At 54.5% G+C, this 23,698-nt stretch carries 22 protein-coding genes and 1 pseudogene; 4 read left to right on the top strand and 19 right to left on the bottom strand.

The annotated features are described in order from the left end of the window. Nucleotides 1–279: 279 nt before the first annotated feature. On the top strand, nt 280–1,350 hold the full coding sequence (locus QWJ10_RS15615) for a glycoside hydrolase family 5 protein (RefSeq protein WP_354669631.1): 1,071 nt from the start codon (nt 280–282) through the stop codon (nt 1,348–1,350). 128 nt (nt 1,351–1,478) lie between these two features. On the opposite strand, the gene QWJ10_RS15610 is transcribed toward QWJ10_RS15615, so the two are convergent. The 7 genes from QWJ10_RS15610 to galB all read right to left on the bottom strand — a co-directional run bounded on the left by QWJ10_RS15610 (nt 1,479) and on the right by galB (nt 8,615). Further along, nucleotides 1,479–2,705: an OprD family porin gene (locus QWJ10_RS15610; protein WP_289927839.1), complete on the bottom strand. Its 1,227-nt coding sequence runs from the start codon at nt 2,703–2,705 to the stop codon at nt 1,479–1,481. A 70-nt stretch (nt 2,706–2,775) separates the two neighbouring features. Beyond that, a complete protein-coding gene (locus tag QWJ10_RS15605) occupies nt 2,776–4,092 on the bottom strand; it encodes a dicarboxylate/amino acid:cation symporter (RefSeq protein WP_125889838.1) in 1,317 nt (438 codons plus the stop codon). Between the two features lie 55 nt (nt 4,093–4,147). Continuing rightward, nucleotides 4,148–5,011, bottom strand: coding sequence for an amidohydrolase family protein (locus QWJ10_RS15600; RefSeq protein ID WP_125889837.1), 864 nt, complete (start codon nt 5,009–5,011; stop codon nt 4,148–4,150). Between the two features lie 114 nt (nt 5,012–5,125). After that, entirely contained in the window at nt 5,126–6,010 is an 885-nt protein-coding gene (locus QWJ10_RS15595; protein ID WP_010798217.1) for a LysR family transcriptional regulator, read from the bottom strand. 68 nt (nt 6,011–6,078) lie between these two features. Continuing rightward, on the bottom strand, nt 6,079–7,161 hold the full coding sequence (locus QWJ10_RS15590) for a 4-oxalomesaconate tautomerase (protein WP_289927837.1): 1,083 nt from the start codon (nt 7,159–7,161) through the stop codon (nt 6,079–6,081). A 3-nt stretch (nt 7,162–7,164) separates the two neighbouring features. Beyond that, entirely contained in the window at nt 7,165–7,881 is a 717-nt protein-coding gene (locus QWJ10_RS15585; protein WP_289927836.1) for a 4-carboxy-4-hydroxy-2-oxoadipate aldolase/oxaloacetate decarboxylase, read from the bottom strand. Continuing rightward, entirely contained in the window at nt 7,878–8,615 is a 738-nt protein-coding gene (galB, locus tag QWJ10_RS15580) for a 4-oxalmesaconate hydratase (protein ID WP_289927835.1), read from the bottom strand. Before galB ends, QWJ10_RS15585 begins: the two co-directional genes overlap by 4 nt. Before the next feature lie 139 nt (nt 8,616–8,754). Here galB and QWJ10_RS15575 point away from each other — a divergent pair, with 139 nt between their 5' ends. Next, nucleotides 8,755–9,960 carry a LysR family transcriptional regulator gene (locus tag QWJ10_RS15575; RefSeq protein WP_019367502.1) on the top strand — a complete coding sequence of 402 codons (1,206 nt, stop codon included), beginning with the start codon at nt 8,755–8,757 and terminating at the stop codon, nt 9,958–9,960. A gap of 33 nt (nt 9,961–9,993) precedes the next feature. On the opposite strand, the gene QWJ10_RS15570 is transcribed toward QWJ10_RS15575, so the two are convergent. From QWJ10_RS15570 to QWJ10_RS15530, 9 genes are all read right to left on the bottom strand, one after another. Further along, nucleotides 9,994–10,215, bottom strand: coding sequence for a hypothetical protein (locus tag QWJ10_RS15570; RefSeq protein WP_010798212.1), 222 nt, complete (start codon nt 10,213–10,215; stop codon nt 9,994–9,996). A 74-nt stretch (nt 10,216–10,289) separates the two neighbouring features. Then, on the bottom strand, nt 10,290–11,546 hold the full coding sequence (locus QWJ10_RS15565) for a gallate dioxygenase (RefSeq protein WP_019367501.1): 1,257 nt from the start codon (nt 11,544–11,546) through the stop codon (nt 10,290–10,292). A gap of 21 nt (nt 11,547–11,567) precedes the next feature. Further along, nucleotides 11,568–12,908: an aromatic acid/H+ symport family MFS transporter gene (locus tag QWJ10_RS15560; RefSeq protein ID WP_289927834.1), complete on the bottom strand. Its 1,341-nt coding sequence runs from the start codon at nt 12,906–12,908 to the stop codon at nt 11,568–11,570. A 246-nt stretch (nt 12,909–13,154) separates the two neighbouring features. Continuing rightward, the gene (gene prpD, locus QWJ10_RS15555; protein WP_289927833.1) at nt 13,155–14,639 is read right to left on the bottom strand and encodes a 2-methylcitrate dehydratase; all 1,485 of its coding nucleotides are present in this window, start codon (nt 14,637–14,639) and stop codon (nt 13,155–13,157) included. A gap of 61 nt (nt 14,640–14,700) precedes the next feature. Further along, nucleotides 14,701–15,834: a 2-methylcitrate synthase gene (gene prpC, locus QWJ10_RS15550; RefSeq protein WP_289927832.1), complete on the bottom strand. Its 1,134-nt coding sequence runs from the start codon at nt 15,832–15,834 to the stop codon at nt 14,701–14,703. Between the two features lie 75 nt (nt 15,835–15,909). Further along, a complete protein-coding gene (prpB, locus tag QWJ10_RS15545) occupies nt 15,910–16,806 on the bottom strand; it encodes a methylisocitrate lyase (RefSeq protein WP_150347463.1) in 897 nt (298 codons plus the stop codon). Continuing rightward, on the bottom strand, nt 16,803–17,552 hold the full coding sequence (locus QWJ10_RS15540; protein ID WP_289927831.1) for a GntR family transcriptional regulator: 750 nt from the start codon (nt 17,550–17,552) through the stop codon (nt 16,803–16,805). Before QWJ10_RS15540 ends, prpB begins: the two co-directional genes overlap by 4 nt. Before the next feature lie 758 nt (nt 17,553–18,310). Then, the gene (locus QWJ10_RS15535; RefSeq protein WP_289927830.1) at nt 18,311–19,936 is read right to left on the bottom strand and encodes an ATP-binding protein; all 1,626 of its coding nucleotides are present in this window, start codon (nt 19,934–19,936) and stop codon (nt 18,311–18,313) included. 41 nt (nt 19,937–19,977) lie between these two features. After that, nucleotides 19,978–20,613, bottom strand: a complete 636-nt coding sequence (locus tag QWJ10_RS15530) for an MEDS domain-containing protein (RefSeq protein WP_289927829.1) — start codon at nt 20,611–20,613, stop codon at nt 19,978–19,980. 632 nt (nt 20,614–21,245) lie between these two features. On the opposite strand from QWJ10_RS15530, the gene QWJ10_RS15525 reads away from it, so the two are divergent. Beyond that, nucleotides 21,246–21,470, top strand: a complete 225-nt coding sequence (locus QWJ10_RS15525; protein ID WP_289927828.1) for a hypothetical protein — start codon at nt 21,246–21,248, stop codon at nt 21,468–21,470. Between the two features lie 68 nt (nt 21,471–21,538). Here the strand turns inward: QWJ10_RS15525 and QWJ10_RS15520 are convergent, their stop codons facing one another. Next, nucleotides 21,539–21,673 carry a hypothetical protein gene (locus QWJ10_RS15520; protein ID WP_010798202.1) on the bottom strand — a complete coding sequence of 45 codons (135 nt, stop codon included), beginning with the start codon at nt 21,671–21,673 and terminating at the stop codon, nt 21,539–21,541. A 239-nt stretch (nt 21,674–21,912) separates the two neighbouring features. Between QWJ10_RS15520 and rnk the strand changes: the two genes are divergently transcribed. Further along, a complete protein-coding gene (gene rnk / locus QWJ10_RS15515) occupies nt 21,913–22,326 on the top strand; it encodes a nucleoside diphosphate kinase regulator (protein WP_019365864.1) in 414 nt (137 codons plus the stop codon). 40 nt (nt 22,327–22,366) lie between these two features. Here rnk and QWJ10_RS15510 read toward each other — a convergent pair whose 3' ends face one another. Together QWJ10_RS15510 and QWJ10_RS15505 are read right to left on the bottom strand one after the other, a co-directional pair. Then, nucleotides 22,367–23,422 carry an Ldh family oxidoreductase gene (locus tag QWJ10_RS15510; RefSeq protein WP_289927827.1) on the bottom strand — a complete coding sequence of 352 codons (1,056 nt, stop codon included), beginning with the start codon at nt 23,420–23,422 and terminating at the stop codon, nt 22,367–22,369. A gap of 133 nt (nt 23,423–23,555) precedes the next feature. Continuing rightward, nucleotides 23,556–23,698, bottom strand: a pseudogene (locus QWJ10_RS15505) (5-dehydro-4-deoxyglucarate dehydratase); the annotation flags it as partial.

The raw sequence follows: 23,698 nt of genomic DNA, 5'->3' as shown, positions 1-23,698 counted from the left end.
AAAGAACATTTTATGAAATAAACATAATGTCACTTACTTTAATAAACCCAAAAAGATATCAATTCGACATCAAACAGACATCTAACCCGATAAGGACAATCGGTCTTGCAATATAAAAAATCCCCTCTTTAATAAGACTATCGTTAATCATAAAGAGGAGAATACCGGACTGATGATATCTATTACCTAAAGCATCCTGGAAGCATGCTTTCCTCGCAAGTCGTTCAGACTGGATTGTTAAAACTATTCATGTATGTAAACTTTTGCGGGAAAACGCATATGAAGTACCTTGGCGAACTTTATTTTATTAAGCGTATATCAAAATTTCAGTTAGCAATAATACTTGCTGGAACCTTGGGATTTTTAAGTGATAATGTAAAAGCCCAGAGCGCTGGCTTTGAACTTCTAGGCTTGAATATGTCGGGTGCCGGCTTTGCTCCGCAGGTTCTTCCTGGCATTAATGAAAAGAACTATGTATTTCCTACAGAAAATTACTTTAAGTATTGGAGCAGCCAGGGCATCAGACTGATTCGTTTCCCCATTATTTGGGAGAGACTTCAATCAAACCTCGGGGGGCCTCTTGATCAAAACTATATCGCCTTGGTGGATAGAACCTTTGCTTACGCACAGAAGTATAATATGAAACTTATTCTGGACCTTCATAATTATGCGCGATACAAGGGACAGATCATAGGAACCTCCGCTGTACCCTACTCCCGTTACAAGGAAATAATGACCCATATCGCTACCAAGTGGAGTAGCCAACCGGCGCTGTTTGCCTATGACATCATGAACGAGCCCAATGGAGCTCTCGCCTATTGGCCAACCGCCGCTCAATATGGGATAGATGGCGTACGTGTCATTGATAAAACAAAGCCAATTATTATCGAGGGCAACGGCTGGGCCAGCGCAACCCGATGGCCGGAATGGAACGACTCTTTGCTCAACCTGAAGGACCCGGCAAATAATATCGTCTATTCCGCTCACTCTTATTTCGACGAAAATGCAGGTGGGAACTACCAGGCGGTAGATGTCGGAAAACTGGACCCCATGTATGGCGTAACGCGAGTAAAACCGTTTGTAGAATGGCTCAAGAAAAATGGCAAGCGAGGCTACATCGGAGAGTTCGGGGTTCCAGATAATGACCCCCGCTGGCTAACCATGATGGACAATATGCTGGCGTATCTGAAGCAGAATTGCATTCCAGCTACCTATTGGGCAGCAGGGCCAGGCTGGGGAAATTACTTTATGTCTGTGGAGCCTGTTGGCGGTCGCGAGAGACCGCAATGGGCAACGCTAAAGAAATACATCAACAACACCAGCTGTTCAACGTTTGGTCCACCTAAATAGCGCTGCGCAACGGAGGCTCCTAGCGTATGCCTGCATGCGTCTTGCCAAGATAGAAGAGGCTTTTGCAAACGTTGTAAAAGCCTCCATGAGCAGTAGCGCTCACCGACCACGCAGCAGACACCCAATACTTATAGGAACGAAAACGGATAATTAATGATCAGCCTGTTCTCATCGATATTTCTGCCATAACGGCTCCGGTAGGTTGCGTTTCGCCAGCGTATCGAAAGCCCTTTCAGGCCTTGCTGAACGACATACGTCACGTCTATATCACGTTCCCACTCATGGCCTCCTCCGACTTTATCCAGATGCGAGCCGTGGATATAACTCGTAAAGAAACTGAGTCCCGGCAGCCCCATCGGGGCAAAATCATAGCCATAGCGCACCTGCCAGCTCCGCTCACCTGCGGTGCCAAAGTCATGGTATTGCACATAATTCGGCAGGTACGGATTGTTGATATAAGGAAAGCCGCTTGAGCCTTCCAGATGTTGATAAACCGCCGTAAAGCTATGGCCTTTCACACTGTACGTCAGGGATCCGCTGTATACATCGCTCTCTATTTCCCCCACCCGCGCCGCACCTGTGTCACGGCTAAAAAAAGTCCTTAGATCGGCCTCTACCGCTCCTTCGCCCCATTTCTGGCGGTGAGTAAGCCCCAGAAAATGCTGCCGGTAGACATCCTGTAATTCGCCGTAGTAATAGCTGGCCGTCAGTGCTGGCGTGACAGTGTAACTGCCACCCCCATAACGGAAATGATCGCCCTCACCTGTCGCGCGGAAGCGACCCTCTTTAGTGGCTATCATGATTTTTTGCAGATCGGTCGAGTCAGGGGTGGTGGTACGGTCGAACTGAGCAACGTTGAGCGAAAGCCCAGTGATTTCATTCGAGCTGATCTGCGTTCCCTGGTAAAACTGAGGAAACATCCGGCTACCGTTGAACTGAAGGACCGGAACCTTTGGCAAGGCAATTCCCTGACGCAGCACCGTCTTGGAATACTTGATTTTGGCCGCTATACCGCCCTTTGAATATTCTTCTGCCGCTTCTCCCGAGTTGGTCTTGGGCAGCAGGCCACTCCCTGTACGATCAGGACTGGAATCAAGCTTGAGTCCCCAAAAGCCCATCGCATCAAGGCCCAGACCTACCGTCCCCTCGGTAAATCCGGACTCGTACTGCAGCAAAAGCCCTTGAGCCCACTCATCCCGCTTCGAAACACCGGCATCTTCCCGAAAGTCACCGTTGTAATAAAAGTTACGGATATCGAGTCGGGCCTTGCTGTCATCCATGAAGCCAGCAGCCCATAACGGTAGAGAGCAAAGCATGCCTAAGGTGAATACGGTATGGCGCAGGATATGAATCATTGTTGTTTTCTCCAGGCGCAAGAGAGCACTGCCCGGCATAATCGGACAGGACCAAGATAAACGGCGGAATTTAGTGCTTGTGGTGGAGCTCTTGGGCCAGCTTGTCGCGGTCCAGTTCTTTCTCCCATGAGGACACTACGAGCGTAGCTACGCCGTTGCCGACCAGGTTTGTCATTGCAAGGCCCGTCCCCATGAAGCGGTGAATACCCAGGATCAACACCATGCCGGCCACTGGCACCACTGGAATCACCATCAAGGTACTGGTCAACATTACAAAAGCCGCGCCCGACACACCACTGGCACCTTTGGAGGTCAGCATCGCCACGATGACCAGAGTCAGTTGCTGACTTAAGCTCAAATCAATGTTCAGAGCCTGGGCAATGAAGAGCACCGCCATGGTCAGGTAGATATTGGTGCCGTCCAGGTTGAACGAGTACCCCGTAGGTACAACTAACCCCACAACCGACTTGGAGCAACCCAGGCGCTCCATTTTTTCCATGATCTGCGGTAGCACCACTTCGGATGAGCTCGTGCCCAACACGACCAGCAGCTCATCCTTGATGTACGCTATAAAGCGCAGGATGCTGAAACCAGAGAGCCGTGCAACGCCTCCCAGCACCACGACAATGAACAGAACGCAGAGCAGATAGAAGCTGCCGATCAGTTTAAACAGGGGTAGCAGTGAGGCGGCGCCATAAGTACCAACCGTAAATGCAATAGCGCCGAACGCCCCGATGGCTGACAGCTTGGCAATGATATGCACAATGCGAAAGAACACACCCGACAGGCCTTCTATCATGTCGTAGACCGGCTTGCCCTTCTCACCCATGGCCGACAGCGCACATCCAAAGAACACCGAAACCAGAAGAATGCACAGTACATTTCCTTCTGCAAATGCCTGGAAAAAGGTGGTAGGAATAATGCTCATCAAAAAGTCGACCATGTGCAGGTGCTTGGCCTTTTCTGCAAAGCCCGTAACCGCCGAGGCATCTAGGGTGCTGGGGTCGATATTGAATCCACCACCGGGATTGAACAGGTGTCCGCCAATCAAGCCAATGATCAGGGAGAGGGTTGAAATGATTTCAAAGTAAAGCAAGGCCTTACCGCCTACTCGCCCTACTTTCTTCAGGTCCTGCATGCCGGCAATACCGATGACCACGGTACAGAATACGACCGGCCCGATAATCATCTTGATGAGCTTGATAAACGCATCACCGAGCGGCTTGAGATCCGCTGCAAAGTCAGGCCAAAAATGCCCGACGATCACGCCGAGTAGGATGCCTACCAGTACCTGAACATACATGGCGCGGTAAAACGGTTGCTTGGTCTTGACGGTGGTTTGGGTTGACGCACCTACGGGGGTGGTCGCCTGCGAGAGAGGATTCATATAGGACTCCACTACCAGTCATTGTTGTTGGATTTGGTGTGGCGAAGGCGCTCTATCAGCGCCCATAAATCGTCATGGGGTTATCTACCAGGAGTTTCTGGCGAAGCGCCGGATCAGCGCAGAAGCGAAACATCAGGTCTACCAAACCGCCATCGTTGGGCATGTCACGGGTAATATTTGGATGCGGCCAGTCAGTCCCCCAGAGCACGCGATCAGGCGCATGTTCAATGAGCCGTTCGGCAAATGGAATGGCATCCTCGAAGGGTTTGCGTCCTGCTGAAACGCGCTCTGCACCACAGACCTTGACCCAGGCCAGCGGGTTTTCCATAAGCTCCAGCAGGGCTTTGAACGGTGCCTGATCAAGTCCCTCCTGAGCCTTGACACGTCCCATATGGTCAATGATGAAAGGAACCCCGATACGCTCCAACCGATCGGCATAGGTAACGATATCCTGAGCATCCAAATGCAGTACCACATGCCAGCCCAGCGGTTCCAGGCGTTCCAATACCTGATCAAATAGTTCCAGGTCGGGTGCACCACCCAAGTGGGCTACAAAGTTGAACCGTACGCCGCGAACGCCACCAGCATCCATTTCAGCCAATTGCGCATCGCTTTCACGGCCGTTGACAATGGCCACACCTCGATAGCGTCCTTCACTACGCGCGATAGCGTCGAGCATGGCCCGGTTATCGCTGCCATGGCAGCTCGCCTGTACGATCACAGCCCGACTAAAGCCTAGAAAATCATGAAGATTACGTAAGGTTTCGAAGGGTGCATCCGGTGGCGTGTAGCTACGATCCGGAGCGTACGGGAATCGACTACTTGGGCCGAACACATGGCAATGGGCATCCCATGCACCTTCCGGCAGGGTATGGTGTGGCTTGGTAGGTTGGGGATCAGGTGCCAGACAGCTTTTCATCACGTCTCCTCGTTCATTGTGATTATTCGAAGGGATACGTCGATGGTGACGGCTATTTCTTGGAGCAACAATAAAGCCTGGGTTCTAGCAGCTATGCAGGATTTGCATAACGGGTCAGCGGCTATGCACGTGTTCGCGGACCATCGCCAGCGTTTGGTCAGCCAATCGCGTCAGGGGCCGCTGCGCGGCGGTTGTAACAAACAGATGCGTATGAACAACCGGGTCGATAATAGCTGCCGAGCGCAGGCCTTCTGGTACATAAGGCCCGGACAACGCCGTACGGAACAGAATGCCGTAGCCCAACCCCAGGGCCACCAGCTCAAGCAGCGAAGGAATGCCATCCACCTCAAGCGCGACATCCAGCTCGACGGTATGGCGAGCCGCCTCGGACTCAACCAGGCGACGCAAAGAATGGGGTTGGCTCGGAATGATCAAGGGATAGCGGCCCAGTTCCTTGAGCGGGATTTCATCTGGTAGATTCGAGGATTTTGCACCCACGAGCACTAGCGGCTCCGAGTGCAAATGCTCATAACAGAGTTGGGCATTCTGGGCCGGGTTGAACAGTAGCGCAAAATCCAGCCGTCCTAGCAGCAGCCACTCCCGTATCGAGTGCGTCAGCCCTTCCTTAATGCCCAGCGCGCAGTGTGGAAAGCGCTCGCGAAAGGCCGTTACCAGCCCGACGGTGTGGCAGCGTGCAATGCTCGGCGGCAAGCCGATAACCACCTTGCCCGACAAGGTATCCCGCTGCTCACGCAATTCCTCCCGAGCCACCTGAACCTGCCGTAAGATGCCTTGCCCATGCTCGAACAACCGCATCCCGGAGGCCGTCAGCGTGACACCACGGCCATTGCGCAGCAGCAGATGCTCCTGCAACTCGACCTCTAACTGACGCACCTGCCGGCTGACCACCGATTGGGACAGGCCAAGTACCGCCGCAGCCTTGGTAAAGCTACCGAACTCGGCGACCCGTACAAAGCACTCCAATTGCTTGAGGTCCATGAACACATGATCTCATACGGCAAAAGGGCAGCTTATCGCCTTTCCGCAGATGAGAGTACCCGACGTCTTCAGACCTTACCGGACCAGACCGATGCCGGTATACACACTACACCGTTAAACAACAACCGCGCGGTACGCAGCAGTCCACATCCGGCCAGCTCACCCTGCCGACGATGGAGCTCGACGGTAAATTCTCCCGTGGGATGTTCAACAGAAAGCCGCAACGAGTCGCCCTGCTCTACCCGGGCTAACCCATCAGTTACCGAGCCCTCGATCAGACAGGCCGAGGCCACGCTTACCGCACCGAAAACGCCAATAGAGGCGTGGCAGCGATGAGGAATAAAAGTTCGGCTACTGATAGCACCACCCGCTTGGGGTTCGGCAATCAAGCACATTTTTGGGACTGTACGGTGGGTAACATCCCCCAGGTTCATACGCGGCCCGGCCTGAAGACGAATCGACTCGATTCTGGTCTTAAGTTCGGTATCGCCATCCAGCTGCTCACGCGTCTCATAACCGGTGCGACCCAGATCGGCCGCTCGAAGCAGCACTACCGGCATGCCATTATCGATACAGGTCACCTCAATCCCATCAAACGTGTCGCACACGTTTCCGGTCGGTAACAGCGCACCACAACTAGAGCCAGCAATATCCTCGAATTCAACAATCAGCGGAGCGGCCGTACCCGGTACGCCATCAATGCGGGCATCGCCTTCATACTGCACCTCACCGTTTGGCGTAAGTACATTCGCAACGGCAATCTGACCGGTGTTTTCCATGAAGATACGAACCTGAGTTGTATCTTCCAGCACAGGAACCAGTCCTTGTTCTATGGCAAACGGGCCAACACCCGCCAGAATATTGCCGCAGTTCTGCCCATAGTCGACTCGCGCTTCCTCTACCAGTACCTGAGCGAACAGGTAGTCCACATCGACATCCGGTCGCTCGGAGCGCTTGATGATCGCAACCTTACTGGTCAGCGAATCTGCGCCGCCGATGCCGTCAATCTGGCGCTTGTCAGGCGAGCCCATAACGGCCAGCAGGACTTTTTCCCGCAGTGCTTCATCGGTAGGAAGATCAGTAGCGAGAAAGTACGCTCCCTTGGAAGTACCGCCGCGCATCATCAGGCAAGGAATGCGAGTCTGTCCCATGGTTCAGCCCTCCAGCTCGTCCAGGCTATCAACGTACCGAAGGCCCTTTTCGGCCAGGCGAGGACGCATGTTGTAGATATCGAGCCCTAATTCGCCATTAGCCAACCGAATCCGCTTCTGCTCTTCGGCATCGGCCCGCGTGCGACTGGCCTCGACTACGGTTTGCACCTCGGCACGCCGAACCACCACAACGCCATCGTCATCAGCCACAATAACGTCGCCGGGGTTGATCAGCTGGCCGGCACAAATCACTGGAATGTTGACCGAGCCGAGTGTTTCCTTGACCGTGCCCTGGGCATAGACCGCTTTCGACCACACGGCAAAGCCCATCTCCCGCAGCGTGCGGCTATCGCGCACACCTGCATCGACCACTAGCCCACGTACACCGCGTGCTTTAAGCGAGGTCGCCAGCAGATCACCAAAGTAACCATCGTGGCATGGCGAACTGGGTGCTACGACCAGGATATCGCCCGGCTGACACTGCTCTACCGCAACATGGAACATCCAGTTGTCCCCAGGTGCTACCAGTACAGTTACAGCCGAACCGCTGATGCCATAATCCTGCTGGATCGGGCGAATATCTGGAGCCAGCAGCCCTTTGCGACCCTGAGCTTCGTGAACGGTTGCCACACCATACTGACCCAGCTCATCAATCAGCCCCACTTCGGCCCGTGCGATAGTGCGGACTACAACGCCGGTCTTGCCGATCAAGCTGCTCATCCCAGATTCTCCGTCACGCGTGGGAAGATGCTCTGGTAGCCCTCACCGTAGATGATGTTCTTACTGGAGGTAATGCCTACGTTGCGCTTGGCCTGTACGCCACGTTGTAGCGCTACACGGGTGTAGTACTCCCACAAGTGTTCCTGGCCAGCCATGCACTGAATAGCGGCATATTTCTTGTCCCACACGTCGGTGATGTCCAGCAGTACATCCGGGCGCCATTCGCACTGCTCAGGCTGGTGCGGCTCGAAGCAATAGACGGGCGGCGCACCGACAATTTTCTCGCCCGGCTTGTAGCCTTCTGCCTGAGCGATGATGCGCGCTTCCTGTGCCAGGTGCGTAGCCAGTGGATGGTCGTAGTTATAGGGGTCCTTCAGCGAGTGACTAAGCACAAATTCCGGCTGTACGCGGCGGAACACATCGGCCAGACGAAATAGCGTTTCCTTGTCGGCACGCATAGGGTAATCACCAATGTCAAAGAACTCGACAGTGGCTCCCAGTATCTCAGCTGCCGCCTGCGCCTCTTCACGGCGCGCCGCCTTGACCTTCTCTTCGGTCATTTCGCCCTTGCGCCAGAGCTTGGCTGACTCGCCCCGCTCACCAAAAGACAGGCAGACGACATGCACGTCATAACCCTGCCTGGCATGCAGAGCGATAGCGCCACCTGCACGCCAGACGAAATCAGCGGAATGGCCGCTGACAACCAGAGCAGTTTTTTTGTTGGAATCGATCATGTTCAGGCTCCTCATGTTTTCAAGGAGAGTCGCACGGCTGATCCTGAGCGAATATTGCGTTCAGCTAGAGTAGGTATACCTTTTACTTATCAACACGCCGCGCGCATGATGCAGGCATGTGCCCTACCAAGAGAACACCATGACTGCCGAACTTCCCAATCTGATGCAGATACGCGCGTTTGTCCGGGTGGCGGACCAAGGCAGTGTTTCCAAGGCGTCTGAAGTACTGTACCGCGCGCAATCGGTTGTCACCCGTTCCATTCGCGACCTGGAAGAGCGGCTTACCATTGCATTGTTCGAACGGCATGCCAACGGAATGCGGCTGACCGATTACGGCGCCCGCATCTTGCCTCGTGCACGACAGGCACTGGCTGAGCTGGAGACAGTACCCCGCTTGCTGGGTACCCATCCAGGCGCGATCACCGAACCCCTTTATCTGATGCATACCCGGCGTCTGGAAGTGTTCGTCAAGCTGTGCGAAACCCACCATATGCAAACGGTAGCTACCCTTTTCGGTCTGACCCAACCCGCTGTGAGTGCAGCCCTCAAGGTGTTGGAAGGTGGTTGCGGCCATACACTGTTCGAGCGCACTCCCAAAGGCCTTCAGCCTACACGAGCGAGCCTGGATATTGTCCTGCCGATTCGTCGGGCATTGAATGAGCTGCGCCATATCGATGCCGACATTGCCGCCCTACGCGGCTCGCTCCAGGGAACCGTCATGGTGGGTGCCTTGCCCTTGGGGCGAACCCGGCTGTTGCCTGAAGCTATTGTGCGCCTCGTCTCTGCGTACCCTCAAATTCGTGTGGCGACCAATGAAAGTGCGTTTGACCTGTTGGCTACCGACCTGCGGGCCGGTGACATCGACTTTGTACTGGGCGCCCTGCGCCCCTCCGACTATGCCAGCGATCTGCTGGGTGAAACACTGCTGACTGAAGAGCTGGTGGTACTGGTACGCCGGGGCCATCCATTACTGGATCAGGGGGTAAATACCAATGACCTTATCCATGCTCGCTGGGTGCTGCCCCGTGCAGGCTCGCCGGCCCGCAACCAGCTCGATGCCTTCTTTAGCGAGCTGGGTACGGAAACGCCACTACCGGTAGTTGAAACGGGGGATCTGGCGATTATCCGTGGGCTGCTCGTACGCTCCGATATGTTGGCTGTTGTTTCAGCCCATCAACTTGAATACGAGATCGCCTCAGGCGAGTTGCAACGTCTCCCCTTGCGGCTTCGCCATACCACCCGCGCCATAGGTCTGATCTACCGCACCGGTGGCCTGCATTCACCTGCAGCCAATGCGTTGATGGAAAAGATCCGTGAAGTAGCCCTGGAGCGTTTGGACGCCTGACTTTACTGGGATGCAGTCGCTTTATAAGCCAGCCTAGACCGCACCCACTTTGCCAATAACGCTGTCAGGGATGGTTTTGATCAGCACCTTGACGCAAAACAGTGGTGAAGGACTGTCTGCGATGGATGCCACTACTGCCTTGTATTTGGCAGGAATCTGGTCAAGGCATCGCTTGGCCGTTCGTGTTACGGCCTCGTTAGAATCGTGTATTTCGGCAGCAAGTGCCAGGGCGAGAAGTGCTTCCAGAAACGTCATGACACCAGACTGCCAATGGACTATCGCCATTTAGTGAATGGACGCAGCGACAGGCACCGCGCCCTGGGTTGGAGTTATTTCTTTCCAGCAACCGAGTACAGCACTTGCTGATTACGTGTTTTCTGGAACTCTTCCAGTGATTGGCCACGCATGGCTGAATAGATGTGCAGGTTGGATACCCCTACCACCGCGCCGAGCTTCTCTAGCAGGAAGAAAATAACACCGTAGTGAATCAACCCACGCCAATCGCGGCGTCGAATCAGGTCGCGCTCTTCGTCAGTCAGGCCGGCTTCCTCGAACATGGCCTCCGGCTCCTCCAGAAAACGCTCACGCCAGGCCGGAGTGATCATGCCATGCAGGAATTTGTTCAGCCGATATCCTTTGGCACTGCGCTCCAGCGTAAACGGGTACGTGCCCTCCAGCTTTTCGACACCAGCCAACTGATGGTTCATGTGTTCGCGGTGGCGGGCTTGTACGTCGATGGGTAATGGCCGCGCCTGGTTTTCCAGGAGCAGCGTCGCGATCCCGGTCATCGAAGGAAGGTAATAATCCTGGTGAATCAGCTTTACATTGGATGAGAGCGCACCACGCATGATCAGCCAAGTGATGACCTCCGACCCCTCAAGTCCACCCAGCGTTGCGTATTCGGCAATGGTCATCTCGGTAAGACGCGCGGGGTCGTTGACAAAGAGATCAACAAACTGGGCGTCCCATTCAGGATTATTGAAGCCACACCGCTCACCATGGACCTGATGGGACACACCACCCGTGGCAGCAATGACCACCCTCAGATCCTCGGGATAGCTCTCGATGGCACGCCGCAAGGCCTGTCCCAGGTTGTAGCAGCGCTTGGCACTCGGGATCGGAAACTGCAACACACCGACCTGCAGAGGGACTACGTCTACCGGCCATTCCGGCTCGAACGGCAGCAGCGCAGACATGGGCGAGAACAGACCATGGTCGATCGGCTTGTCACGAAAGAACGACATGTCGAACTCATCAGCCATGAGACTGGCCCCGATATGCCGGGCCAGCGCCGCATGCCCGCCAATGGCAGGCAGTCCACGTACGCCACCGCCCTCGTCTGCCACACCATAGTGATCGTCTACGCCCAGGGCGAAGGCCGAATAGTGATCGAAGAAGAACGAGGTGATGTGATCGTTGAAGATATAAAACAGCACATCAGGCTGCTTATCCTTAAGCCACTCCTTCATCGGCTCGAAGCTCTTGAAGATGGGCGCCCAGGCGGCCTCCTCCTGCTTGTTGTGGTCGACTGCAAAGCCGATCGTAGGCGTGTGCGAGACAGCCAGGCCTCCGATAATACGTGCCATAAAATAATCCTTAATGAATGATCAAGACGCCAAGGCAGGCTGGGCTGCACGCCGTGCAGCATAACCATTGCCCAGTATGGCCAGCGCTGCCACGAAAGCCGGTATCGCCAGCACTGCAAAAATCAACCCGAAGCTCAGTCCAAGGCTCAGCACCGCACCACCGATTACCGAGCCGAAGATCGCGCCAAAGCGGCCTATCCCCAACATCCAGCTCACACCTGTGGCGCGGGACTCGGTAGGGTAATAGCCGGGGGCATAGGCATTAAGACCTGTCTGCGCGCCGCTCATGCAAAAGCCCGCCGCGATAACGCCAAGTGTCAGCAGGCTGGATTCCAGGCCAAAGGCACCCAAGAGCAGGATGAACGCACCGCCCAAAGCATAGGAGCCTGCAATAACACGATTGGGATTGCGCCTGTCCATGATCCAGCCAACCGCGATTGCTCCTACCGTCCCGCCAATCTGAAACAGTCCTGTGATGGTCGCTGCACGCTCGATCGGGATACCGGACTCACGAATCAGCGTAGGCAACCAGCCCATCATCAGGTAGATCACGAGCAGCCCCATGAAATAGGTAACCCAGAGGGAAAACGTTCCTAAACGATAACGCTCTGCAAACAAGGCGCGAACCGGCGCCTTGTGGTGAACCGTAGGCTCAAGCGTGATAAAACGTGTTTGCGCCGTAAACTGGCCACCCAGTCGATTCAGCACTTTGGCGATACGGGCGGCAGGTGCGTCTTTTACGACAAGAAACCGGGCAGACTCAGGCAAAAACAGCCAGAGGAACGGCAGCAAGAGGATAGGTAGAAGGCCACCCACCAGCAGCACAGACTGCCAACCATAATGGGGAATCAGCCAGGCAGCTACAAAGCCGCCGGCACCCGAGCCCAGGTTGAACCCGGTAAACATCACGGTAATCAGCACGGAGCGATAGCGCTCGGGTAAATACTCCGAAAGCAGTGTCGTCGTATTGGGCATCGCCGCCCCGAGCCCTACCCCAGTGAGAAAACGCAGGATGGCCAGCTCATAAGGGTTACGTGCGAAGGCGCATGCCAGGCTCAGCGCACCAAATACAGTCACAGCGCCAAGCAGTACCGTCTTGCGACCGAAGCGGTCGGCATAAGGGCCCGCCACCAATGCACCCACCGCAAGACCAACCATGGCCGCACTCATGACCGGTCCGAAGGCGGTTTTGGATAGATTCCAGTCCTGCATCAGTGACGGTGCAATGAAGCCCATGACGGCCACATCCACACCATCGAACAGGACGATGAAAAAACACAGGACAAGGATCAACCACTGATAGCCCGAGACAGGCCGGTTATCAATCCATTGTTTAACGTCGACAGGCGAGTCGGTGTGCATGACGGCCACCCTTGTTGTTTTTATGGTGATTCGAATGCCCATAGGGCTTATCACGTGATGGCAGAACGAAACTGCCTCACGGTCAGCCCAGACGTTAAAGCCACTCGCCTGGCCCGTCGTCTGGGAAATGCTTAAGGGGGTATCTGATTTTTTTATGAGGGCCTCAGGCACCTGAGCGAAACGATACTCGGGTGCCTGAGGCTGAAAGGAAGGCAAGCCCGTGTCATACGAGCCTGAAGGGATACGTCAGATGACAAAGAGATCAACAAACCGATTGACCGGAGTACGCTCGAGGGTCGCCTGATCCTTACACAAAGCAAAAATCTGCTCACAGCGCTGTGCCGGAAAACGGGTAGCCAGGTTGTTCTTGAACTTGGCCTCGAGCAGCGGGATGCCTTCGTCGCGGCGACGGCGATGGCCAATCGGATACTCTACCGTGACCTTGTCGGTACAGGTGCCATCCTTAAAGAATACCTGGATGGCATTGGCGATAGAGCGCTTGTCAGACTCCAGGTACTCCTGGCTGTAGCGCAGGTCTTCGATGATTTCCATTTTCTCGCGCAACTGATCGATCAGCGGATGCGCTGCATGGAAGGCATCTTCGTAGTGCTCGGCCACCAGGTCTCCGTACAACAGCGGCACGGCAATCATGTACTGCAGGCAGTGGTCGCGGTCAGCCGCGTTGGCCAGCGGGCCGACCTTGGAAATGATGCGGATGGCAGACTCGTGGGTAGTCACCACGATTTTCTCGACCTGATCGAGCTTCTCACGAACCTGGGGATGCAGAATGACCGCTGCCTCGGCCGCCGTCTGGGCGTGAAACTCCGCAGGGAAACTGATCTTGAACAGGACGTTTTCCATTACGTAACTGCCAAACCCCTGCGGGAAGCTGAATTGGCGCTTGTCCTGCGGCTTGGTCTCCAGGTCTTTGTTGGTATGGCTGAACAGCACATCATAAAAGCCCCATTGAGGTGCGCTCAGCACGCCCGGAATACCCATTTCGCCGCGCATGGCAATGTCTGCCAGACGTACACCGCGGCTGGTGGCGTCCCCTGCTGCCCAGGACTTGCGCGAACCTGCATTCGGCGCGTGCCGATAGGTACGCAGTGCCTGTCCATCTACAAAGGCGTGAGAGATAGCGGCAAGCATCTGCTCGCGATTGGCGCCCATCAACTTGGCCGCAACCGCCGTCGACGCCACCTTGACGAGGATGACATGGTCAAGCCCGACCCGGTTGAAGGAGTTCTCCAGCGCAAATACGCCCTGAATCTCGTGCGCCATGATCATGGCTTCAAGCACGGCGCGCATGGTCAGAGGCGCCTCGCCCTGCGCAACGCGCTTTTGCGACAAATGATCGGCTACTGCCAGAATGCCGCCCAGGTTATCCGAAGGATGTCCCCACTCCGCTGCAAGCCAGGTGTCGTTGTAATCCAGCCAACGCACGATACAGCCGATATCCCAGGCAGCCTTTACCGGGTCCAGGCGAAAACTCGTTCCGGGTACGCGCGCGCCATACGGCACCACGGTCCCTTCCACAAACGGACCCAGATGCTTGGTGCATTCTGGGAAACGCAGGGCCAGAAGGCCACACCCCAGCGTATCCATCAGACAATTACGCGCCGTGTTTAGCGCCTCGGTAGAGTCGATCGTGTAGTTCAGGATGTAGTCGGCGATGTCCTGCAGGACCTTGTCATAGTCAGGACGATTGTTCAGGTCGACGTTGGCGCTCATGCTCTCGCTCTCATGGTTCATTGTTATGTGAGGCAGCGGCAGTCGCTGCCTTTGGATGTATCTACGCGCTGCGCTCTTCGAGCGGCACATACGGGCGCTGCTCGACGCCGGTGTACTCCGCACTCGGGCGAATGATGCGGTTGTTGGCACGCTGCTCGAATACATGGGACGCCCAGCCTGTAACCCGCGAGCAGACGAAGATCGGGGTAAACAACTTGGTGGGAATTCCCATGAAGTGGTACGCGGACGCGTGGTAGAAATCGGCGTTGGGGAACAACTTCTTCTGCTCCCACATGGTGTGGTCGATCGCTTCCGATACAGGGAATAGCACCGTATCGCCTACTTCCTCGGAGAGCTTTTTCGACCAGACCTTGATGACTTCATTGCGCGGGTCCGAATCCTTGTAAACGGCATGGCCAAAGCCCATGATCTTGTCCTTGCGCTCCAGCATGCCAAGCGTGCCCTCGATGGCCTCCTGGGGTGACTTGAAACGTTGGATCATTTCCATGGCGGCCTCGTTGGCCCCACCATGCAGAGGTCCACGCAATGAACCAATCGCACCGGTGATGCAGGAATGCATGTCCGAAAGCGTGGATGCGCACACGCGCGCGGTAAACGTCGAGGCGTTGAACTCATGCTCGGCATAAAGGATCAGCGACACGTTCATCACCTTGCGGTGCAGCTCGTTAGGTGCCTTGCCATGCAGAAGCTTGAGGAAGTGCCCGGCAATGGAAGGTTCTTCCGTTACGCACTTGATGCGCACACCCTGATGGCTGAAGCGATACCAGTAGCACATGATGGCCGGTAATGCGGCGAGCAGCCGATCCGATACGGCCTGTTGTTGCTCAAAGCTGCGCTCAGGCTCCAGGTTGCCCAGCATCGAGACGCCGGTCCGCATCACATCCATCGGATGCGCCTGCGCCGGGATGCGCTCAAGCACCTCTTTCAACACCTGTGGCAGATCACGTAAGGTCATGAGTCGATCACGGTAGTCATTCAACTGCTCCGTAGTCGGCAGTTCACCCCGGAACAGCAGATAGGCCACTTCTTCGAACTGGGCATGCTCGGCCAGCTCGCGCACGTCATAACCTCGATAGGTCAGACCAGCGCCTTCTTTACCTACGGTAGACAAGGCTGTCTGGCCGGCGACCTGACCCCGTAGGCCAGCGCCGCTCAATACTTTTGCTTCAGCCATTGCTCTCTCCTTTCTTGGATTTGTTATGGATGGTGCAACTGCATCTGTCAGTTTAGCTGACGGACCTTCGCCGGATCAGCGCTTGTTCTGGGCGAACAGCGCATCCAGCTTTTGCTCGAACTCGTGATAGCCAATGCTTTCGTATAGCTCCATACGCGTTTGCATGGTGTCGACTACATTCTTCTGTGTACCGTCACGCCGAATCGCGGTGTAGACGTTTTCAGCCGCCTTGTTCATGGCGCGGAAAGCCGACAAGGGATAGAGCACCAACGAGACATCTGCGGAGGCCAGCTCCTCGGTTGTGAACAGTGGCGTCGAGCCAAACTCGGTAATATTTGCCAGTACCGGTACCTTCACCGCGCCAGCGAACTCCCTGTACATCCCAAGCTCGGTCATGGCTTCTGGGAAGATCATGTCCGCGCCCGCCTCTACACAGGCGCAGGCTCGATCGATAGCCGACTGTAATCCTTCAACCGCCAGCGCATCGGTTCGCGCCATGATCACAAAGCTGTCATCAGTCCGGGCATCCACGGCCGCTTTGATGCGATCCACCATTTCCTGCTGCGAGACGATCTCCTTGTTGGGTCGATGACCGCAGCGCTTGGCCCCCACCTGATCCTCGATATGCAGGGCCGCCGCGCCAAACTTGATCATTGATTTGACCGTGCGGGCCACATTGAACGCTGACGAGCCAAACCCGGTGTCTACGTCAACCAGCAATGGCAAGTCGCACACATCGGTAATCCGGCGCACATCAGTCAAGACATCATCCAGGTTTGAAATACCCAAATCCGGTAGTCCCAATGAACCGGCTGCAACGCCACCACCGGACAGGTAAATGGCCTTGAAGCCGGCGCGCTGGGCTAGCAAGGCATGATTGGCATTGATGGTGCCAACTACCTGGAGCGGATGTTCGACCGCAACAGCCTCTCGAAAACGCTGCCCGGGACGCATGGAAAGACCCTGACTCATGATTCACCTCTATTCTTGTTGGTAGACGCCGCGCTTACCACGGCATGCTCGGGTTGGTGCTGAGTGTCAAGTTGGCGCTCGATATTGCGCCGTGACGCAGCAATGTGGCGCTTCATCAAGAGTTCGGCCAGCTCACCGTCACGCTCAGCGATGGCGTCGAGAATACGATGGTGCTCGGCAAAGGCCTGGCGCGGCCGGTGGGGTGTGGCGGAAAACTGGATCCGGTACATGCGTACCAGCTGATACAGCTCATCGCACAGCATGCGGGTCAGTGTGCGGTTTCGGCTGCCCTGAATGATGCGGTAATGAAAATCATGGTCGCCTTCCTGCTGGTAGTACCCCACCCCTGCTTGAAACGAGGCGTCTTGCTCATGGGTTTCTAGCACCTGCCGCAGTTCGAGAATCTCTGCGTCCGTCATGCGCTCGGCTGCCAGTCGGCACGCCATTCCTTCAAGCGATTCACGGATTTGATAGAGCTCAATCAGCTCCTCAAGGCCCAGCGAGACAACGCGAGCACCCACGTGGGGCACGCGTACGACCAGCTTTTGCCCTTCTAGACGATGTATAGCCTCACGCAATGGACCTCGACTGATCCCATAGGTACGCGCCAGCTCAGGCTCGGAAATTTTGCTGCCCGGTTTGATTTCACCCTTAATGATGGCCGCCTGGATATGGCGAAAGACATGCTCCGAAAGCGTCTCGCTTTCAGGCGTGTTGGCAGAGGGTATTTCGCTTAGCTGATTCATAGTGTCGACACATTTATTTTTTAAGCGACCTTTGTGTCAAACATTAGGCCAAAAAACAAAAAAGTGTCAACAATCTTAATCTTCTTTGGTTTTAACGCTGGTAATCACTGTAACCCTGGAGACCCGGCATAGCACTACGTGCTATCCGTCTGGGCCCTAATAGGTCAGATTGTTTATTCGCCAATATGAACATTCTGGTGCAACGGGCTGGTGCTCCAGCTTTTTAGCCGCCTTTGGGTAGCGCGGAATGCTCCTCATCAACACACAACACCAGCAAATTATTCCTAGCGGGTGCTGGGCATGGGCTGCCCTATTTCTGCTGGGTAAACTCCCGCTGTCTGTTCCGTCCCGGCAAATCGAACATGACTTCGTCATAACCGGCATGCCCTCAAGATGCGCAAACTCAGGTAAACCTAGCCCTTGTTTATCAACACCCATTTACCCCATAGGCCGGTCAAAGCGAATCGGCCAGGCTTCATTAGAATCCCATACCGATAACTGTGGATCCTATAAGGATAGGACGGTACGGCTACGGCAGGTTCATGCTTGAGAGTATCTAGAGAGTCGCGACTGAACGTGACTCGCAGGTGTTCGGATAGGTTGGATATGGAAAGTACTAGGCCTTGGCTTAAAGCCAGACATGAAATAAGTCGTTATTTACCCGCTTCATGGCTCACGGCTTATTCTTCAATAACCCGGCTTTTCATCCTGTTTAAACCTGCGCTCGCATAGGCAGGCTATAAACCAGGAAAGAATATCTATTTTGATGAAAGACGTGTAATAGCGGCTGTCAGGTCATGGAGTGAAGCCGGCTTAACCAGATGCACATCAAAACCTGCCGCTTTGGAACGCTCCCGGTCTTTAACTTGCCCATAACCGGTCAAAGCGATCAATCCTAGCGCTGATGGAGGAAAATGCTCACGGAGCATAGAGGCCAACTGAAAACCATCCAGGTCGGGCAGCCCTATGTCGAGCACCGCAACCTCGGGCTTGAACTCACGGACTATATTCAGTACATCGAATGGATTACTGCTTGCCTGGACGGTATGTCCTTGTTCACGCAAGACAGCCTGGGTACTTTCAAGCGCATCAAGGTTGTCATCAACAATCAGGATCCGAGCCGGTTTTACTACCGTATTGCTATCTTCCTTAGGGACCTGCATTGGTTCGCTGATCGCCAACAAAAGCCGTGGCAACGTAACCGTAAAAGTAGAACCGCAGCCAACACCGCCGCTGCTAGCCGCTACCGTTCCTCCGTGCAGGCTTATGAAACTCTTGACCAAGGCCAGACCAATACCCAATCCGCCTTTCGCCCGATCTATGGTAACCGCACCCTGCTCGAAAATATTGAAAATACGGGGTAATAACTGAGGGCTGATACCAGAGCCATTATCTTTGACCAGAATAAAAACCTGTTCGCCGTCGGCCTTTACCTCGACCTCTATCTGGCCCCCAACATGAGTGTACTTGGCCGCATTGGTCAGTAGATTGGTAAAGACCTGGGTCAGGCGGACGGAGTCCCCTGCCACCCAGACCTCTTCATCGGGAAAGATATGAGTGATCTGCTGACGCCGGTCACCAACAAGCGCACTTGTATTTTCAAGGGCTTGGAGCACTACTCCTGTTATGCTTGTAGGCTCTTTATTGATTTCGATTTTTCCACGAGTGATACGCGTAATATCGAGCAGGTCATCCACCAGACGCGACAAATGATCAGCCTGCCGCTCGATGATCTGCAGCTCTCGCGGAAACAGGCCCTGATGCCTTCTTTTGATCAATCCAAGCGCCATGACAATGGGTGCCAGGGGATTACGCAACTCATGCCCCAGCATCGCTAGAAATTCATCTTTGGCTCGACTGGCCTGCTCACGCTCAAAATCTGCCCTTGCGGCTTGTAATCCTGTAGCAGCCAATGAAGCAGCAGCTCGTAAAAGAGCTAATTGGTTGATGCTTGGAAAACCTGGCGCAGAAGAACCAAACCAGATTTTTCCACCATACGTTCCATAGCCCATGCTCAAGTGAACAATGTACATGGACCCCAATGGAGTATCTGACTCATAGGCACGCCCGTCAGGAACACGCGTGTTTTTCCAGGCTTCGGCTGTAACTTCCCAACGAGATAGCTCTTCGCCCTGGCAATAACGGCCCTCGACTCGCAAAAGACCTTTGAACGATGGATTATCAGCCAATAGCGCCTGAGCATAGCTAAAGCGAAGGGGAACGATACGTTCGGCGGCCTCGATCATGAGGCGAAGAACCGTCTCACCCTCTCGCCCTGCCCACAAGGCGGGTAAGGCGAGAAGACCCATCAGGTCTCGAATACCACGTTCTGAGGAATCGCCTTCCTGGGAGGGAACCGGTAATAATTCAGGGTAACGGTTCATTGTCTTCCAAAAAGGCGAAATGAAAGGAGGAAAATAACATATCAGGTGGTCGAGGCGTTTTCCTTGACCTGACGCTTGGCAAGCTCAGCCAGCATTTCTGATGCTGGGGTATAGAAGGGATTTTCCTGTACTACACCATTGATAAGCGTCAACGGATGGGTACGTAAGAGATCCATCATCATGGAGCCGGACATTTTTGCAATGTCATATACGCATACGGCTGGTTGACGGTTCTGGGAAAGCACTTCATTTACTTCGGCCTCGTACGCCAGAATGTCTTTAGCGCCAGGCACATCATTAAAGACCCAGTCCATATTGCCCATGATACGTACACGCGGGAATCCTGCTTCCTGTGCGGCTTTACAGGCGCTGTCCAGCGTCTTGAGCATACGGTCTTTATTGAAAGTACCTACTTCATCAAGATAAGCGCCCTGCCATGATTGCATCTCAAGTTGCCCACAGGCCTCACAGGCATGAGTATCGATCCCTGCCTTATTAAGGCGTACTCGATGGTCATCCATTTTGGCGGGATTTATGATATGGATATTCTTCTCGCCTTGGTCAATCCCCTCCTTGAAGAAAGGAGCCAGGACATCGTACTCCTGCTCACGACTATCGAAAAAAGCGCAGACATGAAAGTGTTCAATCTGTGTGCCTGCCAATGACAATTCGTTCATGTGTAGATGTCCTCTAGATCAACCAGCAGCTGACGTGACGAGCTTGAATTTGAAATCCCATCCAAGATGGCTAATTGCCTCTAACGCTTGGCAATTTACCTAGCGAAGAAGCTTAGTGCTAAATATCATTTAGCAGAAGATTTTATTTGCTTAATAAGCAGATTCTGACCAGCCAGTCATTGTGGCTGAGTCTAGATAACAATTTTCTGGCGTCATCTTATAAGACGCAAGAACCTTGCCACGGCCTAAATGTGCAGGGTCACAAATTGCTTTCGTGCGCTCGTTTGTCAAAAACAGAGCCTTTAAATAGGTAATAGTGTACAGACTCCCTCCAGCTTTCTGGCTGTTTTATGCGTTTACATACCATCAGTTACACTAGTCTTAATTGGGAAGCCTATGAATCATGCCGGTAATTAAAGGAGATTTGGTCAAACTTGCTCTAGCGGACCAGTCCGACGTTATCGTCCATGGATGTAACTACCAGTGCCAAATGGGTGCAGGAATCGCTAAGTCTATAAATAGGTATTTCCTGAAGCCTATGAAGCTGATTGCCTAGCTTCGAAAGGAGTACGGGAAAAACGGGCACTTACTCATGCGCCCAAATTAAGCGGGGCAACCTCGAGCTTACAGTAGTGAATGCTTACACTCAGTTTCTCTGGCGCGGAAAGGGCGTCAAGGCAGATTATGAGGCTATCCGCGCAGTCATGAGGGCGATTCGGCAAGGACTCTCGGGATGCCGTATCGGCTATCCTTGCATTGGTGCCGGGCTTGCAGGAGGCGACTGGGCAATCATCGGTGCCCTCATCAATGAAGAGCTGGCAGGCCTTGACCCTACCCTGGTGGAGTATCTGCCTTAGCTTTCGTGCGTTTTTGCCTCACTGATGCAACCGCCCCTGACGGCTGTTCAGGTCTTGCTGGCCCAGTATCACCCTAACGGACTGTCGTCCACGTCTGGTCTTTCATCCATGTTAGGCGTGTCTTGGGTATCAGGAACGTCACCGTATTCATCGTATTCGTCAGGCGTCTGGCCTTGATCAGGCATATTTTCCGGGTTGCTCATAAGTCACCTCTGCGTGTTTGTCATCTGATACCTGATCAGGCCATGCGTTCAACAAACGCTTGCAAACCGCAAAGCCTGTTCAGCACGCCTCCTCCCTGCAAGGGATCGCACTGCCTACAGAAACAGGCGTTAATGGTTTCAGGTAGTTGAAAGCGGATAAGCGGTCCATACTCGACTTCGTGCAAGACGTTATTTCCCCAGCATTCACAACAGGATGCACACTTTCAACAAGAGCCTTTATGACCATGAAACCGGATATTGTCGTGTCCTCACTGGACCTTGAGCGGATAGAAGATTTGCTCGAGTCCCTGCCGGCCAGCGAACACTCCATGCAAACCGCCTTACAGGAGGAGCTTGGTCGAGCGGATATTGTCGATCCGCATGAGATACCGCCTACGGTCGTCACCATGAACTCAACCGTGCGCTTTCGCATGGACGCAACAGGTGAGGAATTCTGCAAGACATTGGTGTATCCCAAGGATCTTGCAGGCGATTCGGGGCAGGTTTCTATCCTCGCCCCGGTAGGCAGTGCGCTGCTGGGGCTGTCCATCGGGGACTACATTGAGTGGCCCACCCCAGGCAAAGGAATGCTTAAGGTCAGGATCATGGATATCCCCTTTCAGCCTGAACAGGCCGGGCAATATCACCGGTAGGCAGGTCAGGAGGAGCATCAGGCGTGCTCCTCCTACCGAATCAAGTGCTTAGCAACGCCTGGATATCGTTGTAGAGCGCCTTGGGTATCCAGACTCCTTCACGCAAGCTTTTTTCACGAGCCTGATAACGCCTCTGCGAAGGTAGACGCGCGCCCTGGGCTACCATGGACTCGAACAGCTTTTCGGCACGGGCAAGCTCGGTCTCAGCCTGCTCACCTAGGAAGCGTTGCGGATCGATAGCAATAATCAGCTCGCCTCCCATGGAAGTAACCCGTGCGCCGTTATCAAATGCCAGCGACTCGGCGCTGGTCATGTCAGCGATCAAAGGGCCAGCTATCAGCTCCACCATCGCCGCCAAGGCTGAGCCTTTATGCCCTCCGAACGTCAGCATGGCGCCCTTGTCGAGCACGGTGGCCGGATCGGTACAAGGTCTGCCTTCGGCGTCTACGCCCCAACCTTCAGGAATAGGCTTGCCAGCGCGGCGATGCAGCTCAATTTCACCCCGCGCCACCATGCTGGTCGCAAAATCAAAGATAAATGCCGGCTTGTCTGGACGAGGCCAGCCAAAGGCAAAGGGGTTGGTTCCGAAAAGGGGTTTGCTCCCACCGGCAGGCATCACCCAGGCATGGCTGGGCGTACAGGCCAAGGCAACCAGACCGGCATCCGTAAGCGGTTCGATGTCTGCCCATAGGGCTGAGAAATGAGCGCAATGGTTGATGCCCAATGCAGCAATACCCAATGTTTTGGCTTTCTGGATCAGATGTGGCAATGCCACCTGGTAAGCGACTTGCGAAAAGCCACCCTTGGCATCGATGCGTATCAGAGCGGGCGCCATGTCATGCAGTTCTGGCTCGGCATCAGGAGAGACCTTGCCTGCCTTAAAGGTATTGATGCAGGACAACAGCCGATACAGGCCATGGGATGAACATCCATCGCGCTCGCCAGCCACTAACGTTTCGGTAACGTAGCGGACATGAGGTGCGGTAAAGCCATAGTGTTGGAGCACACGCGTCGCCAGTGCCCGTACATCATCAAGCGTAAGGTGAACCGTGTCTTGCCCAGAAGCATGGGTCTGGGAAGCGCTTGAGGCAGTCATGGATTCTCCTTTTTAGAATTGTCGTGTCAGAGAAGCATTTGAAATGGGTTATGGAAATGGCCAGGCAGGCGGCCAGTCTTGCAGGTTTATTAACTGGTGGGCCAGCCTGAGAGGCCAGCCCACTCACAGAGCCTTACTGCGGACCGAGTTTGTCCATCAGCGCAGCCAGACGCTCGTACTCGTCAGGCTTGAGATCGGTCAACGGTGCGCGTACCGGACCGGCATCGTAACCTGCGATCTTCGCACCAGCCTTGACGATGCTTACCGCATAGCCTG

It is taken from the genome of Pseudomonas sp. WAC2, from assembly GCF_030403525.1.
Classification (GTDB): Bacteria; Pseudomonadota; Gammaproteobacteria; order Pseudomonadales; family Pseudomonadaceae; genus Chryseomonas; species Chryseomonas luteola.
The sequence above is the reverse complement of the archived record's forward strand: the minus strand, read 5'-3'. Positions and strand labels throughout refer to the sequence as shown.

Coding starts and splice junctions, on each gene's coding strand:
- QWJ10_RS15570 (WP_010798212.1), bottom strand. CDS start 10,215: ATGACGTTTCTGGAAGCACTTCTCGCCCTGGCACTTGCTGCCGAAATA.
- galB (WP_289927835.1), bottom strand. CDS start 8,615: ATGATCGATTCCAACAAAAAAACTGCTCTGGTTGTCAGCGGCCATTCC.
- QWJ10_RS15560 (WP_289927834.1), bottom strand. CDS start 12,908: ATGCACACCGACTCGCCTGTCGACGTTAAACAATGGATTGATAACCGG.
- QWJ10_RS15530 (WP_289927829.1), bottom strand. CDS start 20,613: ATGAACGAATTGTCATTGGCAGGCACACAGATTGAACACTTTCATGTC.
- QWJ10_RS15615 (WP_354669631.1), top strand. CDS start 280: ATGAAGTACCTTGGCGAACTTTATTTTATTAAGCGTATATCAAAATTT.
- QWJ10_RS15510 (WP_289927827.1), bottom strand. CDS start 23,422: ATGACTGCCTCAAGCGCTTCCCAGACCCATGCTTCTGGGCAAGACACG.
- QWJ10_RS15605 (WP_125889838.1), bottom strand. CDS start 4,092: ATGAATCCTCTCTCGCAGGCGACCACCCCCGTAGGTGCGTCAACCCAA.
- QWJ10_RS15535 (WP_289927830.1), bottom strand. CDS start 19,936: ATGAACCGTTACCCTGAATTATTACCGGTTCCCTCCCAGGAAGGCGAT.
- QWJ10_RS15590 (WP_289927837.1), bottom strand. CDS start 7,161: ATGGGACAGACTCGCATTCCTTGCCTGATGATGCGCGGCGGTACTTCC.
- QWJ10_RS15520 (WP_010798202.1), bottom strand. CDS start 21,673: ATGAGCAACCCGGAAAATATGCCTGATCAAGGCCAGACGCCTGACGAA.
- QWJ10_RS15585 (WP_289927836.1), bottom strand. CDS start 7,881: ATGAGCAGCTTGATCGGCAAGACCGGCGTTGTAGTCCGCACTATCGCA.
- QWJ10_RS15565 (WP_019367501.1), bottom strand. CDS start 11,546: ATGGCACGTATTATCGGAGGCCTGGCTGTCTCGCACACGCCTACGATC.
- QWJ10_RS15610 (WP_289927839.1), bottom strand. CDS start 2,705: ATGATTCATATCCTGCGCCATACCGTATTCACCTTAGGCATGCTTTGC.
- QWJ10_RS15595 (WP_010798217.1), bottom strand. CDS start 6,010: ATGGACCTCAAGCAATTGGAGTGCTTTGTACGGGTCGCCGAGTTCGGT.
- QWJ10_RS15540 (WP_289927831.1), bottom strand. CDS start 17,552: ATGAATCAGCTAAGCGAAATACCCTCTGCCAACACGCCTGAAAGCGAG.
- QWJ10_RS15575 (WP_019367502.1), top strand. CDS start 8,755: ATGACTGCCGAACTTCCCAATCTGATGCAGATACGCGCGTTTGTCCGG.
- prpC (WP_289927832.1), bottom strand. CDS start 15,834: ATGGCTGAAGCAAAAGTATTGAGCGGCGCTGGCCTACGGGGTCAGGTC.
- prpB (WP_150347463.1), bottom strand. CDS start 16,806: ATGAGTCAGGGTCTTTCCATGCGTCCCGGGCAGCGTTTTCGAGAGGCT.
- rnk (WP_019365864.1), top strand. CDS start 21,913: ATGACCATGAAACCGGATATTGTCGTGTCCTCACTGGACCTTGAGCGG.
- prpD (WP_289927833.1), bottom strand. CDS start 14,639: ATGAGCGCCAACGTCGACCTGAACAATCGTCCTGACTATGACAAGGTC.
- QWJ10_RS15600 (WP_125889837.1), bottom strand. CDS start 5,011: ATGAAAAGCTGTCTGGCACCTGATCCCCAACCTACCAAGCCACACCAT.